The sequence below is a fragment of the Curtobacterium sp. VKM Ac-1395 genome (assembly GCF_015350975.1).
GTDB lineage: Bacteria > Actinomycetota > Actinomycetes > Actinomycetales > Microbacteriaceae > Curtobacterium.
Genome location: NZ_JADKRX010000002.1, coordinates 540107 through 562252 on the forward strand (window position 1 = coordinate 540107; position 22146 = coordinate 562252).

A 22146-nucleotide genomic window follows, 5' to 3' on the forward strand; every position below is an offset into this window, starting at 1 on the left:
CATGACCGACACCCGGATCGAACCCGTCGACCCGACGCTCGTCGCGCGGAGTGACACGCCTGCCCGACCGACACGACAGGGCAACCGCTTCCTGCAGACCACGCGGCGGCTCTTCATGAACCGCGGCGCCGGCATCGGCGTGGTCGTCGTGCTCCTGCTCTTCGCATTCGCCTTCATCGGCCCGCTGGTGAGCCCGTGGCAGTACTCGCAGATCGACTACACGTCGTTCACCCGACCGCCGAGCGCCGCGCACTGGTTCGGCACGAACGGCATCGGCCAGGACGTCTTCGCGCAGACCGCTCGCGGCATGCAGAAGAGCCTGCTGATCGGGCTGCTCGTCGCCGTGTTCTCGACCGCGATCGCGGCGATCACGGGTGCGGCCGCCGGCTACTTCGGCGGCTGGGTCGACCGCCTCGTGATGTTCTTCGTCGACATGCTGCTCGTGCTGCCGTCGTTCCTCATCATCGCGATCATCAGCCCCCGGATCCAGAACGCCGGGTGGATCGTCCTCGTGGTCCTCATCACGGTCTTCGGCTGGATGATCACGGCCCGCGTGGTCCGCGCGATGACCCTGTCGGTCAAGGAGCGTGAGTTCGTCCGGGCCGCCCGCTACATGGGGATCGGGCCCTTCCGGATCATCTTCCGGCACATCCTGCCGAACGTGGCGTCCTTCCTGATCATCGACGGCACGATCCAGGTCGCGACGGCGGTGCTCGGTGAGACGACGCTGAGCTACTTCGGCTTCGGCGTCCAGGCACCCGACGTGTCGCTCGGCACCCTGATCGCGCAGAACCAGGACAGCGCGCTGACCAGCCCGTGGCTGTTCTACTTCGCAGCCGGCGCGCTGGTCATCTTCGCGATCGCGGCGAACCTGATCGGCGACGGTCTCCGCGACGCGCTCGACCCGACCTCGACGACCGGCAAGCGCGAGAAGCGCAACCGCCGTCGTGACCAGAACCAGGCGGCCGTGGACGTGGCCGCGTTGAACACACAGGCCGGTTCCGGCGCATGACCGCTGGACGGACGACCGGGGAAGCAGCATGAGCACCATCACGAACGGGTCGGCCACGACGTCGACCACCACCGCCGAGCCGATCCTGCGGGTACGCGACCTGCACGTCCGCTTCCCGACGCCACGCGGGACCGTGCACGCGGTCCGCGGTGTCGACCTCGAACTCCGCCGCGGTGAGGTCCTGGGCATCGTCGGCGAGTCCGGGTCCGGCAAGTCGGTGACGAGCATGGCCGTCCTCGGACTGCTGCCCGACACCACGAAGGTCACCGGCTCGGTCGAGCTCGACGGCGAGGAGCTCCTCGGCCGCTCGGACAAGCAGATGAGCCGACTGCGTGGCGACAAGGTGGCGATGGTCTTCCAGGACCCCCTGTCCGCCTTCACGCCGGTGTACACGATCGGCGACCAGATCGCGGAGACCGTCCGACTGCACCGCGGTGCCTCGAAGGCAGATGCCCGCGCTCGCGCGATCGAGCTCCTCGGACTGGTCGGCATCCCCGAGCCCGCCCGTCGCGTCGACGCCTTCCCGCACGAGTTCTCCGGCGGCATGCGTCAGCGCGCGATGATCGCGATGGCGATGGCGAACGACCCCGACGTGATCCTGGCCGACGAGCCCACCACGGCGCTCGACGTCACGATCCAGGCGCAGATCATCGAGGTGCTCAGGACCGCTCAGCGCGAGACCGGTGCCGCGCTGGTGTTCGTCAGCCACGACCTCGGGGTCATCGCGGGCATCGCCGACCGGATCGCCGTCATGTACGCCGGTCGGATCGTCGAGACGGCCACCGCCGAGGAACTGTTCGCCCGTCCGCGCATGCCGTACACGATCGGGCTCATCGGGGCGCTCCCGCGGCTCGATGCCCGCGACCGCTCACCGCTCGTCCCGATCCCCGGCTCGCCGCCGTCGCTCATCGGGCTGCCCGACGCCTGCCCGTTCGCGGCGCGGTGCCCGCTGGTCAGCGAGGTCTGCCGGTCGAGTGAACCGGTCCTCGCCCCGCCGGTCGGCATCGGCGTCGCCGCCGTCGACGCGGCCGCCGGCATCGACACCGGGACGGCACCCGCCGGCACCGCTGGCGCCGGCGCGTCGCACTCGCACGCCGCCGGACACACCGCCGCCTGCCACCGCACGGCCGAGGTCGCCGCAGCCCACGCAGACGCCGGCCGGATCTTCACCCTGCCCGTCATCCCGGAGCACGCCGCCACGGTCGACGCGTCCCGCACCGAGCGTGAACCGGTCGTGCACGTCGAGGGCCTCACGAAGACGTTCCCGCTCGTCAAGGGCGCGGTCTTCCGTCGGAAGGTCGGCGACGTCTACGCCGTGGACGGCGTCGACCTCGACATCCGCCGCGGCGAGACCCTCGGGCTCGTGGGGGAGTCCGGTTCGGGCAAGTCGACCACCCTGCACCAGCTGATGGACCTCGAGCGTCCCGAGGCCGGCACCGTCGAGCTGTTCGGCGAGTCCCTCGCCGACGCCACGGCCCGTGGAGCTGCGGGCACGCGGGCGCTCCGGCAGCGGATCTCGATGGTGTTCCAGGACCCGTCCGCCAGCCTCGACCCGCGCATGTCCGTCTACGACGTCGTCGCGGAACCGCTCCGTGCGATCGGCGCCCCGACGTCACGGATCGACGAGCGGGTGCCGGAACTGCTCGGGCTCGTCGGACTGCAGGCCGCCGAGGCCGATCGCTACCCGCACGAGTTCTCCGGCGGGCAGCGGCAGCGCATCTCCATCGCACGTGCCCTCGCAGTGGAACCGGACCTCGTCGTGCTCGACGAGCCCGTCTCGGCGCTCGACGTGTCGATCCAGGCCGGCGTGCTCAACCTGCTCGCCGAGCTCAAGGCGCGCCTCGGGCTCTCGTACCTGTTCGTCTCGCACGACCTGTCGGTCATCCGGCACGTCGCCGACCGCGTCAGCGTGATGTACCTCGGCCGCACGGTCGAGGAGGGCGCCGTCGACGAGGTCTTCGAACGCCCGATGCACCCGTACACGGCGGCGCTGATGTCAGCCGTGCCGGTGCCGGACCCGGTCGTCGAGCGGTCGCGCACGACGATCCTGCTGCCCGGCGATCCGCCCAGCCCGACCGAGCGTCCCACCGGCTGCCGGTTCCGCTCGCGCTGCCCGCTCTACGCGATCCTCCCGGAGGCGGAACGCCGCCGCTGCGAGGAGGAGGCGCCGGAGAAGGCGCCCCGCCGCGGCGAGGACGTCGACCACCGGGCGGCCTGCCACTACCCGGAGAAGGTCGCGTCCATCGCGGCGTAGCCACGGACCGGACAGGAGGCAGTGCGCACGACGTGTGCACCGCCTCCCGTCCGTCCGTGGTCCCGTGACCACCCGGACGAGCGCGCGCGAGGACCGCCCGTCGCTTCCGGACAGCGGGTCAGGAGAAGAGCGCGGGGAACGCGTGTGCCACCCACGGGTACCCGACGAACACCGCAGCGTCGAGCAGGCAGTGCGTGACGATGAGCGGCATCAACCGGCCCCACTTCGTGTAGATCCAGCCGAACACGATTCCCATGACGGCGTTCCCGACGAACGCGCCGAAGCCCTGGTACAGGTGGTAGCTCCCGCGGAGCACGGCCGTCGCCAGGATGACCTGCCAGCGCCCCCAGCCGATCTCCCCGAGGCGGGCGTACAGGTACCCGATCACGATGACCTCCTCCTGCAGCCCGGACCGGACGGCCGAGAGCAGCAGGACGGGGACCGTCCACCAGTACGAGCCGAGCGCCGCCGGGTCGACGTCCACCGTGAACCCGAGCGCCCGGCCGGTGAAGTAGAGCGCGAGCCCCGGGATCCCGATGCACAGCGAGATGAGCACCGGGCCGCCGAGGTCGGGCTTCACGCGGAAGCGGTCGATGCCGAGTCGGGACAGGTGCGGACGCCGGGCACTCCAGAGCAGGTAGCAGACCAGTGCGACCGGGGCCAGGTCCACCGCGATCCCGACGAGCTGCCGCGCCAGGTCGACGTACTGCACGGTGGTCGTCGACGAGTTCAGCGCCGTGGACTGCTGCCCGAGCGGCGTCGTCTGCGACAGGTCGTCGATGATCTGGAGCACCGAGTACAGCGCGCTCCCGCCCAGCGAGAGCATCAGGACGATCGTGATCTCGATCCACGTTCGCCGTCGGCTCATCTGCGGTACTCCTGTCGGTTGCGAACTACCGGTAGACTGGCGTGTCGGGCGTTCTGCCCACGGGTGCGGTGCCGATCGACCAACGGGGTTGATCACCAGCTGGCCCGACACTCTCCCAGAAATTGAAGGATGTCCTGTATGGCGCTCGCCACCCGGTCCGACCTGCGCAACGTCGCCATCGTGGCACACGTCGACCACGGCAAGACCACCCTCGTCGACGCGATGCTCACGCAGACCAACTCGTTCGACGCCCACTTCGAGGGCGAAGACCGCATGATGGACTCGAACGACCTCGAGCGCGAGAAGGGCATCACGATCCTCGCGAAGAACACGTCGGTGCTCTACAACGGCAAGCACGCGACCGAGTTCGGCGCGGACGGCCCCATCACCATCAACGTGATCGACACGCCCGGCCACGCCGACTTCGGTGGTGAGGTCGAGCGCGGCCTCTCCATGGTCGACGGTGTCGTGCTGCTCGTCGACGCCTCCGAAGGTCCCCTGCCCCAGACCCGCTTCGTGCTGCGCAAGGCGCTCGCCGCGAAGCTCCCGGTGATCCTGCTCGTCAACAAGACGGACCGGCCCGACTCCCGCATCGACGAGGTCGTCTCCGAGTCCCAGGACCTGCTCCTCGGCCTCGCCTCCGACCTGTCGGACGAGGTCGACGACCTCGACCTCGACGCGATCCTCGACGTCCCGGTGGTCTACGCCTCGGGTCGCAACGGCGCCGCGTCGCGCAACAAGCCGAACGACGGCGAGCTGCCCGACAACGACGACCTCGAGCCGCTGTTCGAAGCGATCCTCCAGCACGTCCCGGCCCCGAAGTACGACGACGAGCACCCGCTGCAGGCGCACGTCACGAACCTCGACGCCTCCCCGTTCCTCGGTCGCCTGGCGCTCCTGCGCATCTTCCACGGCACCATGAAGAAGGGCCAGACGGTCGCGTGGGTCAAGCACGACGGCACCGTCGTCAACGCCCGCATCACCGAGCTCCTCATCACGAAGGCGCTCGACCGCTACCCCGCCGAGTCCGCTGGCCCCGGTGACATCGTCGCCGTCGCCGGCTTCGACACGATCACCATCGGCGAGACCCTGACCGACCCCGAGGACGTCCGCCCGCTGCCGACCATCACGGTCGACGACCCGGCGATCTCGATGACGATCGGCACGAACACCAGCCCGCTCGTCGGCAAGGTCAAGGGCCACAAGCTGACCGCCCGCATGGTCAAGGAGCGCCTCGACCGCGAGCTCGTCGGCAACGTCTCGCTCAAGGTCCTCGACATCGGCCGCCCCGACGCGTGGGAGGTCCAGGGTCGTGGTGAGCTCGCACTCGCCATCCTGGTCGAGCAGATGCGTCGCGAGGGCTTCGAGCTCACCGTCGGCAAGCCGCAGGTCGTCACGAAGCGTGACGAGAACGGCAAGCTGCAGGAGCCGTACGAGCACATGACGATCGACACGCCGGAGGAGTACCTCGGCGCGATCACGCAGCTCATGGCCGCTCGCAAGGGCCGCATGGAGAACATGACGAACCACGGCACCGGCTGGGTTCGCATGGAGTTCATCGTCCCGTCGCGCGGCCTGATCGGCTTCCGCACGTCGTTCCTCACGGAGACCCGCGGCACCGGCATCGCCAACGCGATCTTCCACGGCTACGACGAGTGGGCCGGCGCGATCCAGACCCGCATCAACGGCTCGATCGTCTCCGACCGCTCCGGTGTGGTGACGCCGTTCGCCATCACGAACCTCCAGGAGCGGATGTCGTTCTTCGTCAACCCGACCGAAGAGGTCTACGAGGGCATGGTCATCGGCGAGAACTCGCGCGCCGACGACATGGACGTGAACATCACCAAGGAGAAGAAGCTCACCAACATGCGGTCGGCCAACGCCGACACGTTCGAGTCGATGACGCCGTCGCGTCAGCTCTCGTTGGAGGAGTGCCTCGAGTTCGCCCGTGAGGACGAGTGCGTCGAGGTCACCCCCGCCGCCGTGCGCATCCGCAAGGTCGAGCTCGACGCGTCGGCTCGCCAGCGCTCCTACGCGCGTCTCAAGCGCCAGGACGCGTAGCCGGACAGCACCATCCAGGAGGCCCCGCCTCCGTCCGACGGCCCGGTCACCTCGTCGAGGTGGCCGGGCCGTCGGCGTCGGTGTCCGTCTCGGCGTCGGTGTCGGGCGATACGGTGGACGGGTGACTCTCGACCTCCTCTCGCTGTACCAGGACCTGCACGCCCACCCGGAGCTCGGCTTCCAGGAGCACCGCACCGCCGGCATCGTCGCCAGCCACCTCGAGGACCTCGGCCTCGACGTCACCACGGGCGTCGGCGGGACGGGCGTCGTCGGGGTCCTGGCGAACGGCGAGGGTCCGGTCGTCTGGCTCCGCGCGGACATGGACGGCCTGCCGGTCGAGGAACGCACCGGTCTGCCGTACGCCAGCACCCACCGCGGTGTCGACGAGACCGGCGCCGAGGTCCCGACGATGCACGCCTGCGGCCACGACATCCACGTCACGTGGCTGCTCGGCGCGCTCGAGCGGCTCGTCGCCACGCGCGGAGAGTGGGCCGGCACGGTCGTGGCCGTGTTCCAGCCGGCGGAAGAGGTCATCTCCGGTGCCCGCGCGATGCTCGAGGACGGCCTGGTCGAGCGCTTCCCGACGCCCGACGTGGTCCTCGGACAGCACTCCGCGCCGATCCCGGTCGGCACGGTCGCGGTCGGCTCCGGCGCGGTGATGGCGTCGAGCGACCGCTTCACCGTGACGTTCAACGGCCGTGGTGCGCACGGGTCCGCCCCGCAGGCCTCCCTCGACCCGATCGTCACGGCGGCGTCGGCGGTCGTCCGCCTGCAGACCGTCGTCTCGCGCGAGGTCGGCCCGAACGACGCGGGCGTCGTCACCGTCGGCAGCTTCCACGCCGGCACCCGACCGAACATCATCCCGGACACGGCCGTCATCGAGATCTCCACCCGTGCCCGCAACGAGGACACCCGTGCGCGGATCGTCGCCTCCATCGAGCGCATCGTCCGCGCCGAGAGCGAGGCCGGCGGCCTCGCCGCCCCCACCATCGAGCGGGCGCCCGGTGCGGACGTGCTCGTCAACGACGCCGACCAGGCCGCCCGCGTGCTCGAGGCCGTCGGTGCCGTCGTGCCGAGGGCCCTCGACCTGGAGTCCGGGCTCGCGATGGCGTCCGAGGACGTCGGCCAGCTCGCCACCGCCGCCGGCGTGCCGCTCGTGTACTGGTTCACCGGCATCACCGACCCCGAGCTGTTCGCACGGGGCGAGGACATCCCGAGCAACCACTCGCCGTTCTACGCGCCGCAGGCGGAGACCGCCATCCCGGTGGGCGTCGACGCGCTGGTCGCGGCCGCGCGCGCCAACGTGCGCTGACGCTTGCACCGCACTGGAGGCCCTGGCCGGCCCCGGCAGTGACGTGACACTCCCAGGCAACTCAGGCCGAGCCTCCCCACCGGCACGGCCTGAACGCCGCTGGCGCGTCGCTCAGGAACCGGCGGCGTGGGCCCAGGGTCTTCGATTACGGTCAGCGCATGCGCAACCGGATGACGACCCCCATCGTGGCCGCCGTGGCGGCCGGCATCGCCCTGGCCGGCCTGACGGGCTGCTCGGCGGACTCGGTGAAGCAGGCCACCGACCTCGGGTCCTCGGTCGCCTCCGACGTCAGCGACGGCGTGCGGAACATCGACGGGTCCGCGATCGAGCAGGGCATGGCGAACGTCGCCGGCGGCATCGACGGGGCCCTCGACACCGCGCTCAAGGGGGCGAACGTGACCTCCGACGGCCAGGTGCCGGACGGCTTCCCGGCGTCGGCCGTGCCGCTCGTGGACGGCACGGTGCTGGGCGGCGGCACCGGCCCGAACGGGTCCGGCTGGGTCGTGCAGGTCGAGACCCCGAGCGTCGACGACTTCGGCACCGCCGCGCAGCAGCTGACGGACGCCGGGTTCACCGAGTCCGCCAAGCGCGCGGACAGCTCGAGTGCCTTCGGGATCTTCCGGAGCGACGACCACCGCCTGGTGCTGACGTTCTCCAAGTCCGACCGCGGCGCGACGGCCACCTACATCGTCACACCGCGCTAGCCGCACGGGGCCGTCCCGTACCCTTGCACTGATGTCGAACGCCCCCGCGACCCGCCCCGAGCGCGTCCTCTTCGTGCACGCCCACCCCGACGACGAGACCCTGGCGTCCGGCGGCACCATCGCCACGCTGCTCGAGCTCGGCGCCGAGGTGACCGTCCTCACCGCGACCCGGGGCGAGCGCGGCGAGATGCTGACGCCGTCACTCGCGCCCCTCGCCGGGAACGGACCGCGGGTGGCCGTGCACCGCGAGCGGGAGATCGCCGCCGCGCTGGCCGCACTCGGCGGCCCGGCGCACCTCTGGCTCGGGGGAGCGGGCGCCCGTCCGACCGACCTGCCGGAGCGTCGCTACACCGACTCCGGCATGCAGTGGGGCCCGGACGGCCGTGCCGTCGCCGCCGACGACGCCCCCGCCGACTCGCTCACCGCGGCCGACCTCGGCGAGGTCGTGGACGACGTCCGCGCCGCCATCCGGTCGACGATGGCCGACGCCGTCGTGAGCTACGCGGACGACGGCGGCTACGGGCACCCCGACCACGTGCGCGTGCACAACGCGGCCCGGTACGCCGCCCGTGCCGAGGACGTCCCCTTCTCGATGATCGTCGACCCGGCGTCCGGCGAGCAGGACGTCACCGTCGACGTGCAGCCCGTCCGGGCCAAGGTGCGCGCGGCGATCGAGCAGTACCGGTCGCAGGTCACCGTCGACCCCGCCGACCCGGCCGACCCGACGGCGCTGTCCTGGGTGATGCCGCACGGTGTCCGCCAGCACGCGCCCGCGGTCGAGGCCTTCCGCCATGACGCACCGCCCTCGGCGCCCGCACCGGAGACGTACGCCGAGATGACGCCGGCGGGCAAGGCGACCGCGGTCGTGGTCGCCCTGGTGCTCGGGCTGCTGGCCGGTGGCCTCGGCACCGTGACGCACCAGCAGACGATCGGCACGTTCCCGATCGGCCTCGTGCTGACCACGTTGATCGTCGTCGGCCTGACCGTCGGCGTGCGGCTGCTGTACCGCTCGCGGGCGATGGTGGCCGCGATCGGCATCGGCGTCATCGTCGCCACGCAGGTGCTCGTGTCCGTCGGCGGGCAGAGCTCGCCGCTCGTGCTCGCGAACACCGCCGGGTACGTGTGGACGTTCGGGCCCGCGGTCGTCGCGATGCTGGCGCTGGCGTGGCCGGACCTGTCCGCTGCACGTGCCGCGGCCGGACGGTCAGGCTCGTCCGCACCTCGCGGGTAGACTCGGACCCGCTCGTTTCCGAAGGGAGCACCCCGACCGTGACCTACGTGATCGCCCAGCCCTGTGTCGACGTCAAGGACCGTGCGTGCATCGACGAATGCCCCGTCGACTGCATCTACGAAGGCGACCGGTCGCTCTACATCCACCCCGACGAATGCGTCGACTGCGGTGCGTGTGAGCCCGTCTGCCCGGTCGAGGCCATCTACTACGAGGACGACCTCCCCGACCAGTGGGCCGACTACTACAAGGCCAACGTCGAGTTCTTCGAGGAGATCGGTTCGCCCGGTGGCGCCGCCAAGGTCGGCGTGATCCACCAGGACCACGCGGTCATCATGGCCGAGCCCGCTCGCGGCTGATCCGACACCCCTCGTGGCGCTCGACCTCCCCGACTTCCCCTGGGACCAACTCGTCCCGTTCAAGCAGCGCGCCGCCGAGCACGAGGGCGGCATCGTCGACCTGAGTGTCGGCTCCCCGGTGGACCCGACGCCCGCGCTCGTCCGCACGGCGCTGGCCGACGCCACCGACGCCCACGCCTACCCGCAGGTCGCTGGCACCCCGGCGCTCCGTCAGGCCATCGCCGACTGGTACGGGCGTCGGCACGGCGTGCAGCTGACCGAGGACCAGACCCTGCCGACGATCGGCTCGAAGGAGTTCATCGCCGGGCTGGCGCTCTGGCTCGGCATCGGTCGCGGTGACACCGTCGTGTTCCCCGCCGCCGCGTACCCGACGTACGAGCTCGGGGCGGCGCTCGTCGGTGCCACGGCCCTGGCGTCGGACGACCCGGCCGCCTGGCCCGTCGGCACGAAGCTCGTCTGGCTCAACTCACCCGGCAACCCCGACGGCCGCGTGCTCACCATCGAGGAGCTCCGCGTCGCCGTCGCCCGCGCCCGTGAACTCGGCGCCGTCATCGTCGGCGACGAGTGCTACGCCGAGCTCGGCTGGGAACCGCCGTACGACACCACCCCGACGCCGACGATCCTCGACCCGCGCGTGGTGGGGGACTCGGTCGAGGGCGTGCTCAGCGTGTACTCGCTCTCCAAGCAGTCGAACCTGGCCGGGTACCGCGCCGCGTTCGTCGCCGGGGACGCCGCCGTCCTGGCCGAGGTCCTCGCCGTGCGCAAGCACACCGGCATGATGCCGCCGCTGCCGGTGCAGCAGGCCATGGTCGTCGCGCTGCAGGACACCGCCCACGTGCAGCAGCAGAAGGCGAAGTACCGTGCCCGTCGCGGCATGCTCCGTCGGGCGCTCGAGGGCGCCGGCTTCCGGGTCGACCACAGCGAGGCCGGGCTCTACCTCTGGGCGACGCGCGGCGAACCGGCGCTCGACACCGTGGCGTGGCTGGCCGACCGGGGGATCCTCGTGGCTCCGGGCACGTTCTACGGCGTGGCCGGGGGCGAGCACGTGCGCGTGGCCCTGACGGCGACCGACGAACGCATCGCCGCGGCTGCTCAACGTCTCACCAGCGGACACCGGCTCGGCGCCGACTGACGTCCGAACTGTTCACCCGGCGTCTTCCGCAATCGTGGGGTCCCACCGGATCGTGAGGTCCCAGGTGTGCACGATCGACAGACGGCGCGATTAGGCTGTCAGCGTGACTGACACTGCCAATGACGCTCAGAAGACGGCCACACCGCCGACGACGCCCGTCCCCGTGAGTCCCGCCGAGGACCAGCACGGCGAGACCGCCACGTTGACGTACCCGGGCGGCAGTGCGGAGTTCCCGATCCTGCCGAGCGTCGACGGTGCCTCCACCGTGGACATCTCCACCTTCAAGAAGCAGACGGGGATGAACACCCTCGACTACGGCTTCGTGAACACCGGCTCGACGAAGAGCGCGATCACGTACATCGACGGCGACCAGGGCATCCTGCGCTACCGCGGGTACCCCATCGACCAGGTCGCGTCGAACTGCACCTTCCTCGAGGTCGCCTGGCTCCTCATCTACGGCGAACTGCCGTCGGAGACCGAGCTCGCCGACTTCGACGCCCGCATCCGCCGCCACACCCTGCTGCACGAGGACCTCCGTCGCCTGTTCGACGCCCTCCCGCACTCGGCGCACCCGATGTCCGTCCTGTCCAGCGCCGTCAGTGCCCTGTCGACGTACTACGAGGACGACATGGACGTCGACGACCCCGAGAAGGTCGAGCTCCAGACCGTCCGGCTGCTCGCGAAGCTCCCGGTGATCGCGGCGTACGCGCACAAGAAGGCCATCGGGCAGGCGTTCCTCTACCCCGACAACTCGCTGTCGTTCGTGGACAACTTCCTGCGGCTCAACTTCGGCACCATGGCCGAGCCGTACCAGCCGAACCCGGTGCTCTCGAAGGCCCTGGACCGCCTGCTGATCCTGCACGAGGACCACGAGCAGAACGCCTCCACCGCCACGGTCCGCCTGGTCGGGTCGACGAAGGCGAACATGTTCGCATCGATCTCCGCCGGCATCAACGCCCTGTACGGCCCCCTCCACGGTGGCGCGAACGAGGCCGTCCTCGAGATGCTCCAGCAGATCAAGGACTCCGGCGAGCCCGTGCAGCGCTTCGTCGAGCGGGTGAAGAACAAGGAGCGCGGCGTGAAGCTCATGGGCTTCGGGCACCGCGTCTACAAGAACTACGACCCCCGTGCGAAGCTCGTGAAGGAGTCCGCCGACGAGGTCCTCGAGTCCCTCGGCGTGCAGGACGACCTGCTCGACATCGCGAAGGAGCTGGAGCAGATCGCCCTGAGCGACCAGTACTTCATCGACCGCAAGCTCTACCCGAACGTCGACTTCTACACGGGCATCATCTACAAGGCGATGGGCTTCCCGCCGCGCATGTTCACGGTGCTGTTCGCCATCGGCCGCCTGCCCGGCTGGATCGCCCAGTGGCGCGAGCTGAACAACGACCCGCTGAACAAGATCGGTCGCCCCCAGCAGCTCTACGTCGGTTCGCCGGAGCGCGACCTCCCGCAGCGCTGACGCAGCCCCACCCGGACGGCCCGGCCCACGACTCGCTCGTGGCCCGGGCCGTCCGTCGTCGTGCGCCCGACTTCCTCACACGTCCGCGCGCTCACGAAGTCGAACGGGCGAAATGCCGTGGTCGTCCCGCGTCCGCACCCGGCCGTTCCGCCCGCTCGGCCGCACAAGCTCACTCGCGCACCGGGCGCTCCGTTGCCTCCGTGCCGAGCGGGCGAAAGGCCGGGGTCGCGCGGCCCGCACACCCCACGAATCCGCCCGCTCGCTCGTGCCCGCTCGCGCCAGGACCAGCCGCGCCGTTCCGGCGGGCTCGCACCGAGCCTCCCGTCCGCAACGGGCCCGGGCTCGCCCCGGTCCGGCCCGGGCCGCCCCGCCCCGTTCCGACGCTCCGCACGGCGAGCGGGCGAAATGCCCGGCCGTCCTCTCCTCGTCACCCATCCATTCCGCCCGCTCGGCCGGGAGCACGGTGGCTGGCCCCGGGCGTCAGCGCCCGCCCGCCCCTTGAACGGGCGAAGTCGCGGGGTGGGCGCGCGACGCACCACGGTGTTCCGCCCGTTCGTCGACGGTGGCGGCGACCGGGCGGCGCCGTGCGGCCCCGAGGATCGCCACAGGAGCTCGTACGGTCACCCGCGGTGGTCGAGCGGGTGGAAGGCTCCGGTGCTCGGTCTCGCGCACGCGGGCATTCCGCCCGCTCGTCCGTGCGGACGCTGGCCGGAGCCGGGCGCGTTGTCGACTCGGTGACGAGCGGGCGGGAACGTCGGGTCGCGTGAGCAGCGCACCGCGGCATTCCGCCCGCTCGTCCACACGCGCGCTGGCCGGAGCCGGCGCGTTGTCGACCCGGTGACGAGCGGGCGGGAACGGCGGGTCGCGTCAGCAGCGGACCGCGGCATTCCGCCCGCTCGTCCGCAGCGCGCTGGGACCGGGTGGATGGCAGGCGGAACGGACTGGAGGCCCGGTGCCGGTCTCGTGGACCGGCACCGGGCCTCCAGGGGGGTGCTCTGGGGTTCCCGCTACGCGTGGAGCGCGGTGTTGAGCTGGATGCCCTCGCCCTGGCGCTGCAGGGCCTCGACCGCGCCGGTCAGGCTGTTGCGGCGGAACAGGACGTTCGGGGCGCCGGAGAGCTCGACGGCCTTGACCGTGCGTGGGGTGCCGTCCGGGTTCGGGGCCGCACCGACGAGGACGACCTTCGTGCCGGCGGTGACGTAGAGGCCGGACTCCACCACGGAGTCGTCACCGAGGGAGATGCCGAGCCCGGCGTTGGCGCCGAGGAGCGCGCGCTCGCCGAGGGAGACGCGGTGGGTGCCGCCGCCGGAGAGCGTGCCCATGATCGACGCGCCGCCGCCGATGTCGGTGCCGGCGCCGACGACGACGCCCTGCGAGATGCGGCCCTCGACCATCGCGTCGCCGAGGGTGCCGGCGTTGAAGTTGACGAAGCCCTCGTGCATGACGGTGGTGCCGGGTGCCAGGTGGGCGCCGAGCCGGACGCGGTTGGCGTCACCGATGCGGACCCGGTCGGGCACGACGTAGTCGATGAGCCGCGGGAACTTGTCGATCGCGTGGACGGCGATGCCGGCGCGCTGCAGCGACGGCCGGAGCCGGGCAAGGTCGTCGGGGTGCACGGGGCCCGCGTTGGTCCACGCGACGATCGGCAGGTGCGCGAAGACCCCGTCGAGGTTGACCTCGTTCGGGCGCACGTGCAGGTGGCTCAGCAGGTGCAGGCGGAGGTACGCGTCCGGGGTGCTCGTCGGGGCGGCGTCGATGGTGACCTCGGTGGTGACGGCCTCGATCCGGACGCCGCGACGGGTGTCCTCACCGAGGTGCTCCTGCAGCCCGAGCGGGAACTCGGCGTCGGCGGGCAGCTCGCCGAGGTGGGTCTCGGGGTACCAGGTGTCGAGTTCCGTGCCGTCGGCGGTGACGGTCGCGAGGCCGTGGCCCCAGGCGTGGGTCGGTCGGGCGGGGGCAGCGGTCGTGTCTGTCACCGCACCAGGGTACCGAGGCGTCGGACGGTAGGCTTCGGCGCATGCCGGAGCAGCTCGACCTCACCGCCTCGTCCATCGACATCACCCGTGCCATCTGCGACATCGAGTCGGTGTCGGGCAACGAAGCCGCACTCGCCGACGCGATCGAGGCGGTGCTCGCGCCGCTGCCGCACCTCGAGGTCGTGCGCGACGGCGACGCGATCGTCGCGCGGACGCAGCTCGGGCGGGAGCGCCGGGTCGTGATCGCCGGGCACATCGACACCGTGCCGCTGAACAGCAACCTGCCGACGGAGTTCCGGACCGCCGAGGACGGCACCGAGATCCTCTGGGGCCGCGGCACCGTGGACATGAAGGCCGGCTGCGCGGTGCAGCTCAAGCTCGCGTACGACCTCACCGACCCCTCCGTCGACGTCACCTGGGTCTGGTACGACCACGAGGAGGTGTCCGACGCGCTGAACGGCCTCGGCCGGCTCGCCCGCACCCGTCCGGAACTGCTCGCCGCCGACTTCGCGATCCTGGGGGAGCCGTCGGGCGCCCAGATCGAGGGCGGCTGCAACGGCAACCTCCGTGCCGAGATCCGCACGTACGGCAAGCGGTCGCACAGCGCTCGAAGCTGGATCGGCGACAACGCGATCCACAAGACGGCGCCGATCCTGGCCACGCTGGCAGCCTACGAGCCCCGCACGGTCGAGGTCGACGGGCTCGAGTACCGGGAGGGCCTGAACGCCGTCGGGATCAGCGGCGGGATCGCCGGCAACATCATCCCCGACGAGGCGATGGTGCACGTCAACTACCGCTTCGCGCCCTCGCGTTCTGCCGAGGAGGCCGTCGCGCACATCCGCGAGCTGTTCGACGGCTACCAGGTGGACATCGTCGACCTGGCCGCCGGTGCCCGCCCCGGGCTCGACGCCCCGCTCGCGCAGGACTTCGTCGCCGCGGTCGGTGGCCCGGAGCCCCGCCCGAAGTACGGCTGGACCGACGTCGCCCGGTTCTCCGCGCTCGGCGTCCCGGCCGTGAACTACGGCCCCGGCGAACCCGTCTTCGCGCACCACGACGACGAGCAGGTCCCCGTCGCGCAGATCACCGCGGTCGAGGACGGTCTGCGCCGGTGGCTGACGGTCTGACGACGGCCGGGGCGGGGTCCCCGGACACGGGGTCGTCGCCGACTCTGCCAGAGGGCCGGGTTGCGGACGGGCGGCGGTCGTCGGATGGCCGGCGGTCGTCCGGGCGTCGCGGGTCCGCTGTGGCCGTGACCCGGTGGCGGGCGCGGTACCGCGTGGTGCCGTGGTGGGTCCGCATCACGGTCGTCTACGTCCTCGCGCGGTTCGTCACCGGCGCGATGATGGGCGTCTACGCCGGCATGCAGACGGCCAACTCGTTCACCGGCCAGCACCCGCACCCCCTGGCCTTCGCGTCCATCTGGGACGGTGCCTGGTACCGCGTGATCGCCACCGGCGGCTACCCTTCGACGCTCCCCGTCGACGCCGCCGGGCACGTGACCGAGAACGCGTGGGCGTTCATGCCCGCGTACCCGTTCCTCGTCCGGGCGCTGATGACCGTCACCGGGGCGTCGTTCGAGCTCGTCGCGGTGTCGGTCTCGCTCGTGGCCGGATGGGGCGCCGCGCTGGTCTTCCGACGCCTGATGGGACGCTTCCTCGACCCCACCCGGGCGACCTTCGCCACGGTGCTGTTCTGCGTCGCACCGGTCTCGGCGATGTTCCAGGTCGCCTACGCCGAGTCGATGGGCCTGTTCCTGCTCCTCGTCGCGCTGCTGCTGCTGGTCGAGCGGCGCTTCTGGACGATGGTGCCCGTCGTGCTGCTGCTCGGGATGACCCGCCCGACCGGGCTCGCCTTCGCGCTGCTCATGGGGGCGTTCGTCGTCGTCTGGGTCGTCCGCCCGACGTGGCTCCGGCACGACCACCGACCGACCGTCCGTCAGCTCGTTCCGCCCGTGGTGGTGGCCGCGGTGTCCGGCGTCGTGGGGCTCGCGTGGCCGGCGATCGCCTGGGCCGTGACCGGGGTGCCGCGCGCGTACACCGACACCGAGCTCGCGTGGCGGTCCTCGTACATCGGGTGGAAGGACCTCGTGCCCTTCGCGCCGTGGGTGCAGGGCTTCGGGTGGTGGTTCCGGCAGCCGACCGGCAGCGTCCTGCTCGTGGTGGTGCTGGTCGGGTTCGTCGCCTTCGTGGTCATGCCGGCATCGCGGCGCCTCGGGCTGGAGCTGCGGCTGTGGGCGGTCGCCTACCTCGTGTACCTGCTCGCCGTGTTCTTCCCGCAGTCGAGCACCTGGCGGATCCTGCTGCCCATCGCACCGTTGCTCGGGATCGTGGCACTGCCGCGGTCACGGCTGTACCGCGTCGTCGTCGTCGCGCTGTTCCTGGTGCTGCAGTGGGTGTGGCTGGACTGGTGCTGGTGGGTCGACGGCTACGACTGGACCCCGCCGTGATCGGCGCCCGGCGCGGAGTCCGCCCGGTCTGACGCTGACTCCGTCGACGACGACGACGACGACGACGTTGACGACGACGGCGTCGTCGTCGGACCCACGGACGTCGGGGGCGCCAGCGCCGCGCTCGCCCCGTCCCCGGAACCGTCCCCGTCCTCCGGCCGCCACCGCGCCGCGGCGAGCACCATCGCGTTGACCGTGGCGATGAACGGCACCGCGAAGAACGCCCCGACGACCCCGGCGAGCGTGGTGCCCGCGACGACCCCGAGCGCGACGCCGAGTGGGTGCACCTTGACCGCGCTGCCAGTGAGGAACGGGTGCAGCACGTGGCTCTCGATCTGCTGCACGACGAGCACGACCCCGAGCATGAACAGCGCGGTCACCCAGCCGTTGAACACGAGCGCGACGATGACGGCCACGGTCCCGGCGACGATCGCACCGACCACGGGGACGAACGCGCCGAGGAAGACGATCACGGCGATGGGCACCGCGAGCGGGACCTGCAACGCGAGCGCGCCGATCGCCACGCCGAGGGCGTCCGTGACCGCGACGATGAGCTGCACGCGGATGAAGCTCGTGAGCGTGTGCCACCCGGCCTCGCCGGCGACACCGATCCGTGCGCGGGCCCGGCGGGGGAACAGTCGGACGACCCAGCCCCAGATACGACGCCCGTCGATGAGGACGAACAGGGTCGTGAAGACCACGATGAACAGGCCCTCCAGCGCGTGCACCGCGCTGGACCCGGCGGCCTGGAACCCGGACAGGATCGACGAGGCGTGTGCCTGGAGGTAGTCGGTGCCCTTCGACACCCACGAGTTGACGTCGTGCACGGTGATGCCGAACGGCTGGCTGTCGAGCAGGGTCTGCAGCGACAGGACGCTCCGGTGCAGGCGGTGTTCGAGCGACGGCAGGTCGTAGCGGATCTGCGCGGTGACGACGAGTGCGAGGGTGCCGATCGCCAGGACCAGGACCACCAGGCTCGAGAGCACCGCGGTCCACTTCGGCCAGCGGTGCCGCTGCAGGAACGCGGAGATGGGGCCGAGCAGCGCGCAGAGCAGCAGCGCGATGAGGAACGGCACGACGATGTCCTGCAGCACCACGACGAGCGCGACGACCACGGCGAGTGCGGCGGCGACGATGAGGAGCCGCCACGAGAACGACGCCGCGATCCGCATGCCGACCGGGACGGCGTCGGGCCCCTCGGCAAGGGCGTCCTGAGGGCTCGGACGAGGCGTGGAGCGGATGATCGGCACGCGCTCAGGCTAGGAAGTCGAACCGCGAGAACGACCCGATCCAGGGCCCTCGACCTGGGCGGTTTCGCAGATGACCCCTCCGTACGGGATAATGGGCGCGCATGTACTGCGCGAAAGGGGACATCTGATGGCAGCCATGAAGCCGAGGACCGGTGACGGGCCGATGGAGGCTGTTAAGGAGGGTCGACTCATCATCGTGCGGGTTCCGCTCGAAGGAGGAGGCCGCCTGGTCGTCTCGGTCAACGACGCCGAGGCCAAGGAACTCCACGACGCACTCGCCGAGGTCGTCTCGGCCTAGAGAAGTCGACGCTCCACAGCACCACGGTACGACAAGCACCAGAAGCACGAAGCACCACGGAAGAGGCCCGGGACATCATCGTCCCGGGCCTCTTGTCGTCCGTCGCCGCCATGATGGAGCCGTGCCCCGACCCCGCCGCCCCGTCCGTCGCGTCGAGGAGTACACGGCCGACCCGATGCCCCGCGACACCTGGCCGGCGACGCTCCCCCCGGTGGCGCAGCTGCTCGACCACGGCCTCGACCTCGACACGGTGACCGTCTTCGTCGGGGAGAACGGCGCGGGCAAGTCCACCCTGGTGGAGGCCATCGCCCTGGCCTTCGGCATGGGACCGGAGGGCGGTTCGACCAGGTCCGGCCACAGCACCCGGCCGAGCGAGTCGCAGCTGTGGGAGCACCTCGCGCTGCACCGCGAACCGGGAGCGCCGAAGAGCGGGTTCTTCCTGCGGGCGGAGACCATGCACGGCGTGTTCACGTTCCTCGAGCAGCACCCCGGTCCCCGTCCCGAACCGGTGTTCCACGAGCGCAGTCACGGGGAGTCGTTCCTGGACTTCGTGATCGACCGGTCGCAGTGGCCCGGCCTCTGGATCCTCGACGAACCCGAGTCGGCGCTGTCCTTCCAGGGCTGCCTGGCGCTCATCGGGCTGCTGCAGGCCATCGTCGACGACGGCCTCGGGCAGGTGGTCCTGTCGACGCACTCGCCCGTGCTCGCCGCGTTCCCCGGCGCGACGATCCACGAGGTCGGCGAGTGGGGCCTCCGGCGCAGCGCGTGGGCGGATCTCGACCTGGTGCGGAACCAACGCGCGTTCCTGGCGGCTCCGGAGCAGTACCTGCGCCACCTCGACGGAGCCGCAGACGGCGACCACGGACAGCAGTCGCCTACGCGGTGACCTTCGTCATCTGCAGCAGTCCGTCGCCGGCAGGCGACAGGCTGCTGATGACCGCCCCGGAGGTGGAGACCTCGGTCAGGAGCAGCCGGAAGTCCGTGGTGGCACGGTCGCGCTTCACCGGGTCAGCGACCCGTCCACGCCACAGGGCGTGTGGGACGAGCACCGTCCCGCCGAGGCGTGCGAGCCGCAGCCCGTGCTCGACGTACTCGATGACGTGCTCCGGGTCGGCGTCAACGAGGACGACGTCGTAGGAGGCCTCGTTCATCCGGGGGAGCACCTGGTTCGCACGGCCCGGGATGAGCCGCACGCGGGAGGGTGCGGTCCCGGCGGCGATGAAGGCGTCACGGGCGTACTGCTGGTGGTCCACCTCGACGTCGATCGTCGTCAGCGTCGCCTTCGGGGCCCCGCCGAGCAGGTACAGCCCGGACACGCCCAGACCGGTCCCGATCTCGATGATGCTGGTGGCTCGGGACGCCGCCGCGATCACCCCGATCTGCGCACCGATCGCCGGCGAGATCGCCTCGACGCCCAGTTCCAGGGAGTGTTCCCGCGCTCGGGCGATCGCCTCGGACTCGGAGACGATGTCCTCCGCGAACTTCCAGTTCGACTCTTTCTCTGACACGCACACTCCTCGGTGCACAACTCTAGGTGAGCGTGCGGTGTCAGGCGTTACGCTCGGTGCGTGTCCATCGACTTCAACAAGATCCTGATCATCGGGATCATCGCGGTGCTGCTGCTGGGACCGCAGCGCCTGCCGATGTACGCACAGAAGCTCGCGGAGTTCGTCAAGGCCGTCCGTCGGTTCGCCGACACCGCCAAGGACCGCATGCGCGACGAGATGGGGCCGGACTTCGACGACGTCGACTGGCAGAAGCTCGACCCTCGCCAGTACGACCCGCGGCGCATCATCCGCGACGCCCTCATCGACTCCGCCACCGGTTCCGGCATGGCCGACGCCGCCCCGACACAGGTCACCGCGAGCAGGGTGCGCGCACCGTCACCGGTTGTGCCGCTCGCCGCCGGCGAAGCCGCGCCCTTCGACGTCGAGGCCACCTGACGCGTCGTTCGTGACCCGTTGACGGACTGGAGGCCCGGTACCAGCTGGCACCGGGCCTCCAGTCCGTCGGTGGTCGCGTCCGGCATCGCGCTCCCGCTCGCACGCGCGTTCGGCACCCATGGCGCCCGCGCGGGACGACGCGCAGCGCGCCGCACCGAGACCGAGATCGAGTCAGGAGGGCGAGAGCCCGAGCTTCCGACCGGCGAGCCCGCGGCCCATCGACGTCACCCGGTCGGCCACGGCGACGAGCGCGACCGCAGCCGGGTCCGACGGCGCACCGAGCACCACGGGCGTGCCGGAGTCGCCGCCCTCGCGCAGGGGGACCGAGAGCGGGACGCTGCCGAGGACGGGGACGGGAGCGTTCTGCCCGCGGGAGAGCCGCCGAGCGGTCTCGTCGCCACCGCCCTCACCGAAGAGGTGCAGCACGGAGCCGTCCGGCTGCACGAGCCCGGACATGTTCTCGATGACGCCGATGACCCGTTGGCCGGTCTGCCGTGCGACGATCCCGCTGCGCTCGGCCACGTCGGCCGCGGCGGCCTGCGGCGTGGTGACGACGAGGACCTCGGCGTGGGGGAGCAGCTGGCCGACGGAGATGGCCACGTCACCGGTGCCCGGCGGCATGTCGAGCAGGAGCACGTCGAGGTCGCCGAACCACACGTCCGACAGGAACTGGTTCACCGTGCGGTGCAGCATCGGCCCGCGCCAGGACACCGCGGTCGAGGCGTCGTCGACGAACATCCCGATCGAGATGACCTTCACGTCGTGGGCGACCGGCGGCAGGATCATGCTGTCGACCCGGGTCGGGCGGGGCGCGACGCCGTGCTCGTCGGTCAGGCCCATGAGCCCGGGGACGCTGAAGCCGTGCACGTCGACGTCGACGACCCCGACCCGCATCCCACGACGGGCCAGCGCCACGGCGAGGTTGACCGTCACGGTGGACTTGCCGACACCGCCCTTGCCGCTCGTGACCGCGATGACCCGGGTCAGCGAGTCGGGCGTGAACTGGACGCCCTGCGGTCGGCCCTCGCGCAGCCGTTCCGTCAGGGCCCTGCGCACGGCGGGGTCCATCACGGAGACGTCGACGTCCACGGTCGCCACGCCCGCGACCGAGCCGGCGGCGGCGCGGACGTCCCGCTCGATCGTGTCGGCGGCCGGGCACCCGACGATCGTGAGCTGCAGGTCGACCCGCACCGAGCCTCCCGGCTGCACGTCGACACCACGGATCATGTCGAGCTCGGTGACGGGGCGGCGGATCTCGGGGTCGATCACGCGGCCGAGCGCGACGAGGACCGCGGCGCCGAGCGCTTCGTCGTCCACTGGGCGCGTGGCCTCAGCCACGGAGGTCCGCCGTGCGCTCCGGGTCACCGTCGTCGATCGCGTCGCGGCGGTCCAGCTCCTCGAGCAGGGACCGGAGCTCGGCGCGGATGAAGTCCTTCGAGGCCATGTCGCGCATCGCCAGGCGGAGTGCCACGACCTCGCGAGCGAGGTACTCGGTGTCGGCGAGGTTGCGCTCGGCGCGCTGCCGGTCCTGCTCGAACTGCACGCGGTCGCGGTCGTCCTGCCGGTTCTGCGCGAGCAGGATCAGCGGGGCGGCGTACGAGGCCTGCAGCGAGAGCACGAGGGTCAGGGCGGTGAACCCGATGGCTGCCGAGTCGAACTGCAGCGCCTTCGGGGTCAGGATGTTCCAGGCCATCCAGACCACACAGAAGAGCGTCAGGCCGACGAGGAACCAGGGCGTTCCCATCGCACGTGCAATGCCTTCGGTCGCACGACCGAACGCGTCACCGCGGCCGTTGCGGCGGCGTGTGGGGAGCACGCGCGTGCGCATTCCCTTCGGGGAG

General features: G+C 71.3%; 20 protein-coding genes. 14 read left to right on the plus strand and 6 right to left on the minus strand.

What is annotated here, in order from left to right; translation table 11 throughout:
* Window position 1 precedes the first annotated feature (1 nt).
* Together ITJ68_RS07195 and ITJ68_RS07200 are read left to right on the plus strand one after the other, a co-directional pair.
* Window positions 2-1012: an ABC transporter permease gene (locus ITJ68_RS07195; RefSeq protein WP_194660584.1), complete on the plus strand. Its 1011-nt coding sequence runs from the start codon at window positions 2-4 to the stop codon at window positions 1010-1012.
* Between the two features lie 28 nt (window positions 1013-1040).
* Window positions 1041-3266, plus strand: a complete 2226-nt coding sequence (locus tag ITJ68_RS07200; protein WP_194660585.1) for an ABC transporter ATP-binding protein — start codon at window positions 1041-1043, stop codon at window positions 3264-3266.
* A 118-nt stretch (window positions 3267-3384) separates the two neighbouring features.
* On the opposite strand, the gene ITJ68_RS07205 is transcribed toward ITJ68_RS07200, so the two are convergent.
* A complete protein-coding gene (locus tag ITJ68_RS07205; protein WP_194660586.1) occupies window positions 3385-4134 on the minus strand; it encodes a CPBP family intramembrane glutamic endopeptidase in 750 nt (249 codons plus the stop codon).
* 138 nt (window positions 4135-4272) lie between these two features.
* Here ITJ68_RS07205 and typA point away from each other — a divergent pair, with 138 nt between their 5' ends.
* The 7 genes from typA (at window position 4273) to ITJ68_RS07240 (ending at window position 12392) form a co-directional block, all read left to right on the plus strand.
* Entirely contained in the window at window positions 4273-6195 is a 1923-nt protein-coding gene (gene typA, locus ITJ68_RS07210; protein WP_027464562.1) for a translational GTPase TypA, read from the plus strand.
* Between the two features lie 121 nt (window positions 6196-6316).
* Window positions 6317-7507: an amidohydrolase gene (locus tag ITJ68_RS07215; protein WP_194660587.1), complete on the plus strand. Its 1191-nt coding sequence runs from the start codon at window positions 6317-6319 to the stop codon at window positions 7505-7507.
* A gap of 158 nt (window positions 7508-7665) precedes the next feature.
* A complete protein-coding gene (locus ITJ68_RS07220) occupies window positions 7666-8211 on the plus strand; it encodes a hypothetical protein (RefSeq protein ID WP_194660588.1) in 546 nt (181 codons plus the stop codon).
* Window positions 8212-8242: 31 nt separating this feature from the next.
* On the plus strand, window positions 8243-9442 hold the full coding sequence (locus ITJ68_RS07225; protein WP_194660589.1) for a PIG-L family deacetylase: 1200 nt from the start codon (window positions 8243-8245) through the stop codon (window positions 9440-9442).
* A gap of 38 nt (window positions 9443-9480) precedes the next feature.
* On the plus strand, window positions 9481-9798 hold the full coding sequence (gene fdxA, locus ITJ68_RS07230; protein WP_071272280.1) for a ferredoxin: 318 nt from the start codon (window positions 9481-9483) through the stop codon (window positions 9796-9798).
* 13 nt (window positions 9799-9811) lie between these two features.
* Window positions 9812-10930: a succinyldiaminopimelate transaminase gene (dapC, locus tag ITJ68_RS07235; RefSeq protein ID WP_194660590.1), complete on the plus strand. Its 1119-nt coding sequence runs from the start codon at window positions 9812-9814 to the stop codon at window positions 10928-10930.
* 163 nt (window positions 10931-11093) lie between these two features.
* Entirely contained in the window at window positions 11094-12392 is a 1299-nt protein-coding gene (locus tag ITJ68_RS07240) for a citrate synthase (RefSeq protein WP_194629889.1), read from the plus strand.
* 1007 nt (window positions 12393-13399) lie between these two features.
* Here ITJ68_RS07240 and dapD read toward each other — a convergent pair.
* Window positions 13400-14368 carry a 2,3,4,5-tetrahydropyridine-2,6-dicarboxylate N-succinyltransferase gene (gene dapD / locus ITJ68_RS07245; RefSeq protein WP_194660591.1) on the minus strand — a complete coding sequence of 323 codons (969 nt, stop codon included), beginning with the start codon at window positions 14366-14368 and terminating at the stop codon, window positions 13400-13402.
* Window positions 14369-14409: 41 nt separating this feature from the next.
* Between dapD and dapE the strand changes: the two genes are divergently transcribed.
* Window positions 14410-15492, plus strand: coding sequence for a succinyl-diaminopimelate desuccinylase (dapE, locus tag ITJ68_RS07250; RefSeq protein ID WP_194660592.1), 1083 nt, complete (start codon window positions 14410-14412; stop codon window positions 15490-15492).
* Between the two features lie 125 nt (window positions 15493-15617).
* Window positions 15618-16814, plus strand: coding sequence for a mannosyltransferase family protein (locus ITJ68_RS07255; protein ID WP_323743241.1), 1197 nt, complete (start codon window positions 15618-15620; stop codon window positions 16812-16814).
* On the opposite strand, the gene ITJ68_RS07260 is transcribed toward ITJ68_RS07255, so the two are convergent.
* Complete coding sequence (locus ITJ68_RS07260; RefSeq protein ID WP_194660594.1) at window positions 16793-18064, minus strand: AI-2E family transporter; 1272 nt, start codon at window positions 18062-18064, stop codon at window positions 16793-16795. The two genes, ITJ68_RS07255 and ITJ68_RS07260, sit on opposite strands and share 22 nt — an antisense overlap.
* A 127-nt stretch (window positions 18065-18191) precedes the next feature.
* On the opposite strand from ITJ68_RS07260, the gene ITJ68_RS07265 reads away from it, so the two are divergent.
* Both ITJ68_RS07265 and ITJ68_RS07270 read left to right on the plus strand, forming a co-directional pair.
* The gene (locus tag ITJ68_RS07265; RefSeq protein ID WP_017887054.1) at window positions 18192-18362 is read left to right on the plus strand and encodes a DUF3117 domain-containing protein; all 171 of its coding nucleotides are present in this window, start codon (window positions 18192-18194) and stop codon (window positions 18360-18362) included.
* 121 nt (window positions 18363-18483) lie between these two features.
* Window positions 18484-19248 (plus strand): AAA family ATPase, encoded by a 765-nt coding sequence (locus ITJ68_RS07270; RefSeq protein ID WP_323743242.1) that lies wholly within the window; start codon window positions 18484-18486, stop codon window positions 19246-19248.
* Here ITJ68_RS07270 and ITJ68_RS07275 read toward each other — a convergent pair.
* Window positions 19238-19870, minus strand: coding sequence for an O-methyltransferase (locus ITJ68_RS07275; protein WP_194660595.1), 633 nt, complete (start codon window positions 19868-19870; stop codon window positions 19238-19240). The genes ITJ68_RS07270 and ITJ68_RS07275 overlap by 11 nt on opposite strands.
* A gap of 60 nt (window positions 19871-19930) precedes the next feature.
* Here ITJ68_RS07275 and ITJ68_RS07280 point away from each other — a divergent pair, with 60 nt between their 5' ends.
* Window positions 19931-20305 carry a twin-arginine translocase TatA/TatE family subunit gene (locus tag ITJ68_RS07280; protein ID WP_194660596.1) on the plus strand — a complete coding sequence of 125 codons (375 nt, stop codon included), beginning with the start codon at window positions 19931-19933 and terminating at the stop codon, window positions 20303-20305.
* Between the two features lie 171 nt (window positions 20306-20476).
* Here the strand turns inward: ITJ68_RS07280 and ITJ68_RS07285 are convergent, their stop codons facing one another.
* Together ITJ68_RS07285 and ITJ68_RS07290 are read right to left on the minus strand one after the other, a co-directional pair.
* Window positions 20477-21622 (minus strand): Mrp/NBP35 family ATP-binding protein, encoded by a 1146-nt coding sequence (locus ITJ68_RS07285; protein WP_323743243.1) that lies wholly within the window; start codon window positions 21620-21622, stop codon window positions 20477-20479.
* A 13-nt stretch (window positions 21623-21635) separates the two neighbouring features.
* Window positions 21636-22133, minus strand: a complete 498-nt coding sequence (locus tag ITJ68_RS07290) for a DUF1003 domain-containing protein (protein WP_194660830.1) — start codon at window positions 22131-22133, stop codon at window positions 21636-21638.
* Window positions 22134-22146 lie beyond the last annotated feature (13 nt).

Coding starts and splice junctions, on each gene's coding strand:
- ITJ68_RS07195 (WP_194660584.1), top strand. CDS start 2: ATGACCGACACCCGGATCGAACCCGTCGACCCGACGCTCGTCGCGCGG.
- ITJ68_RS07200 (WP_194660585.1), top strand. CDS start 1,041: ATGAGCACCATCACGAACGGGTCGGCCACGACGTCGACCACCACCGCC.
- dapE (WP_194660592.1), top strand. CDS start 14,410: ATGCCGGAGCAGCTCGACCTCACCGCCTCGTCCATCGACATCACCCGT.
- ITJ68_RS07220 (WP_194660588.1), top strand. CDS start 7,666: ATGCGCAACCGGATGACGACCCCCATCGTGGCCGCCGTGGCGGCCGGC.
- ITJ68_RS07265 (WP_017887054.1), top strand. CDS start 18,192: ATGGCAGCCATGAAGCCGAGGACCGGTGACGGGCCGATGGAGGCTGTT.
- ITJ68_RS07205 (WP_194660586.1), bottom strand. CDS start 4,134: ATGAGCCGACGGCGAACGTGGATCGAGATCACGATCGTCCTGATGCTC.
- ITJ68_RS07225 (WP_194660589.1), top strand. CDS start 8,243: ATGTCGAACGCCCCCGCGACCCGCCCCGAGCGCGTCCTCTTCGTGCAC.
- typA (WP_027464562.1), top strand. CDS start 4,273: ATGGCGCTCGCCACCCGGTCCGACCTGCGCAACGTCGCCATCGTGGCA.
- ITJ68_RS07290 (WP_194660830.1), bottom strand. CDS start 22,133: ATGCGCACGCGCGTGCTCCCCACACGCCGCCGCAACGGCCGCGGTGAC.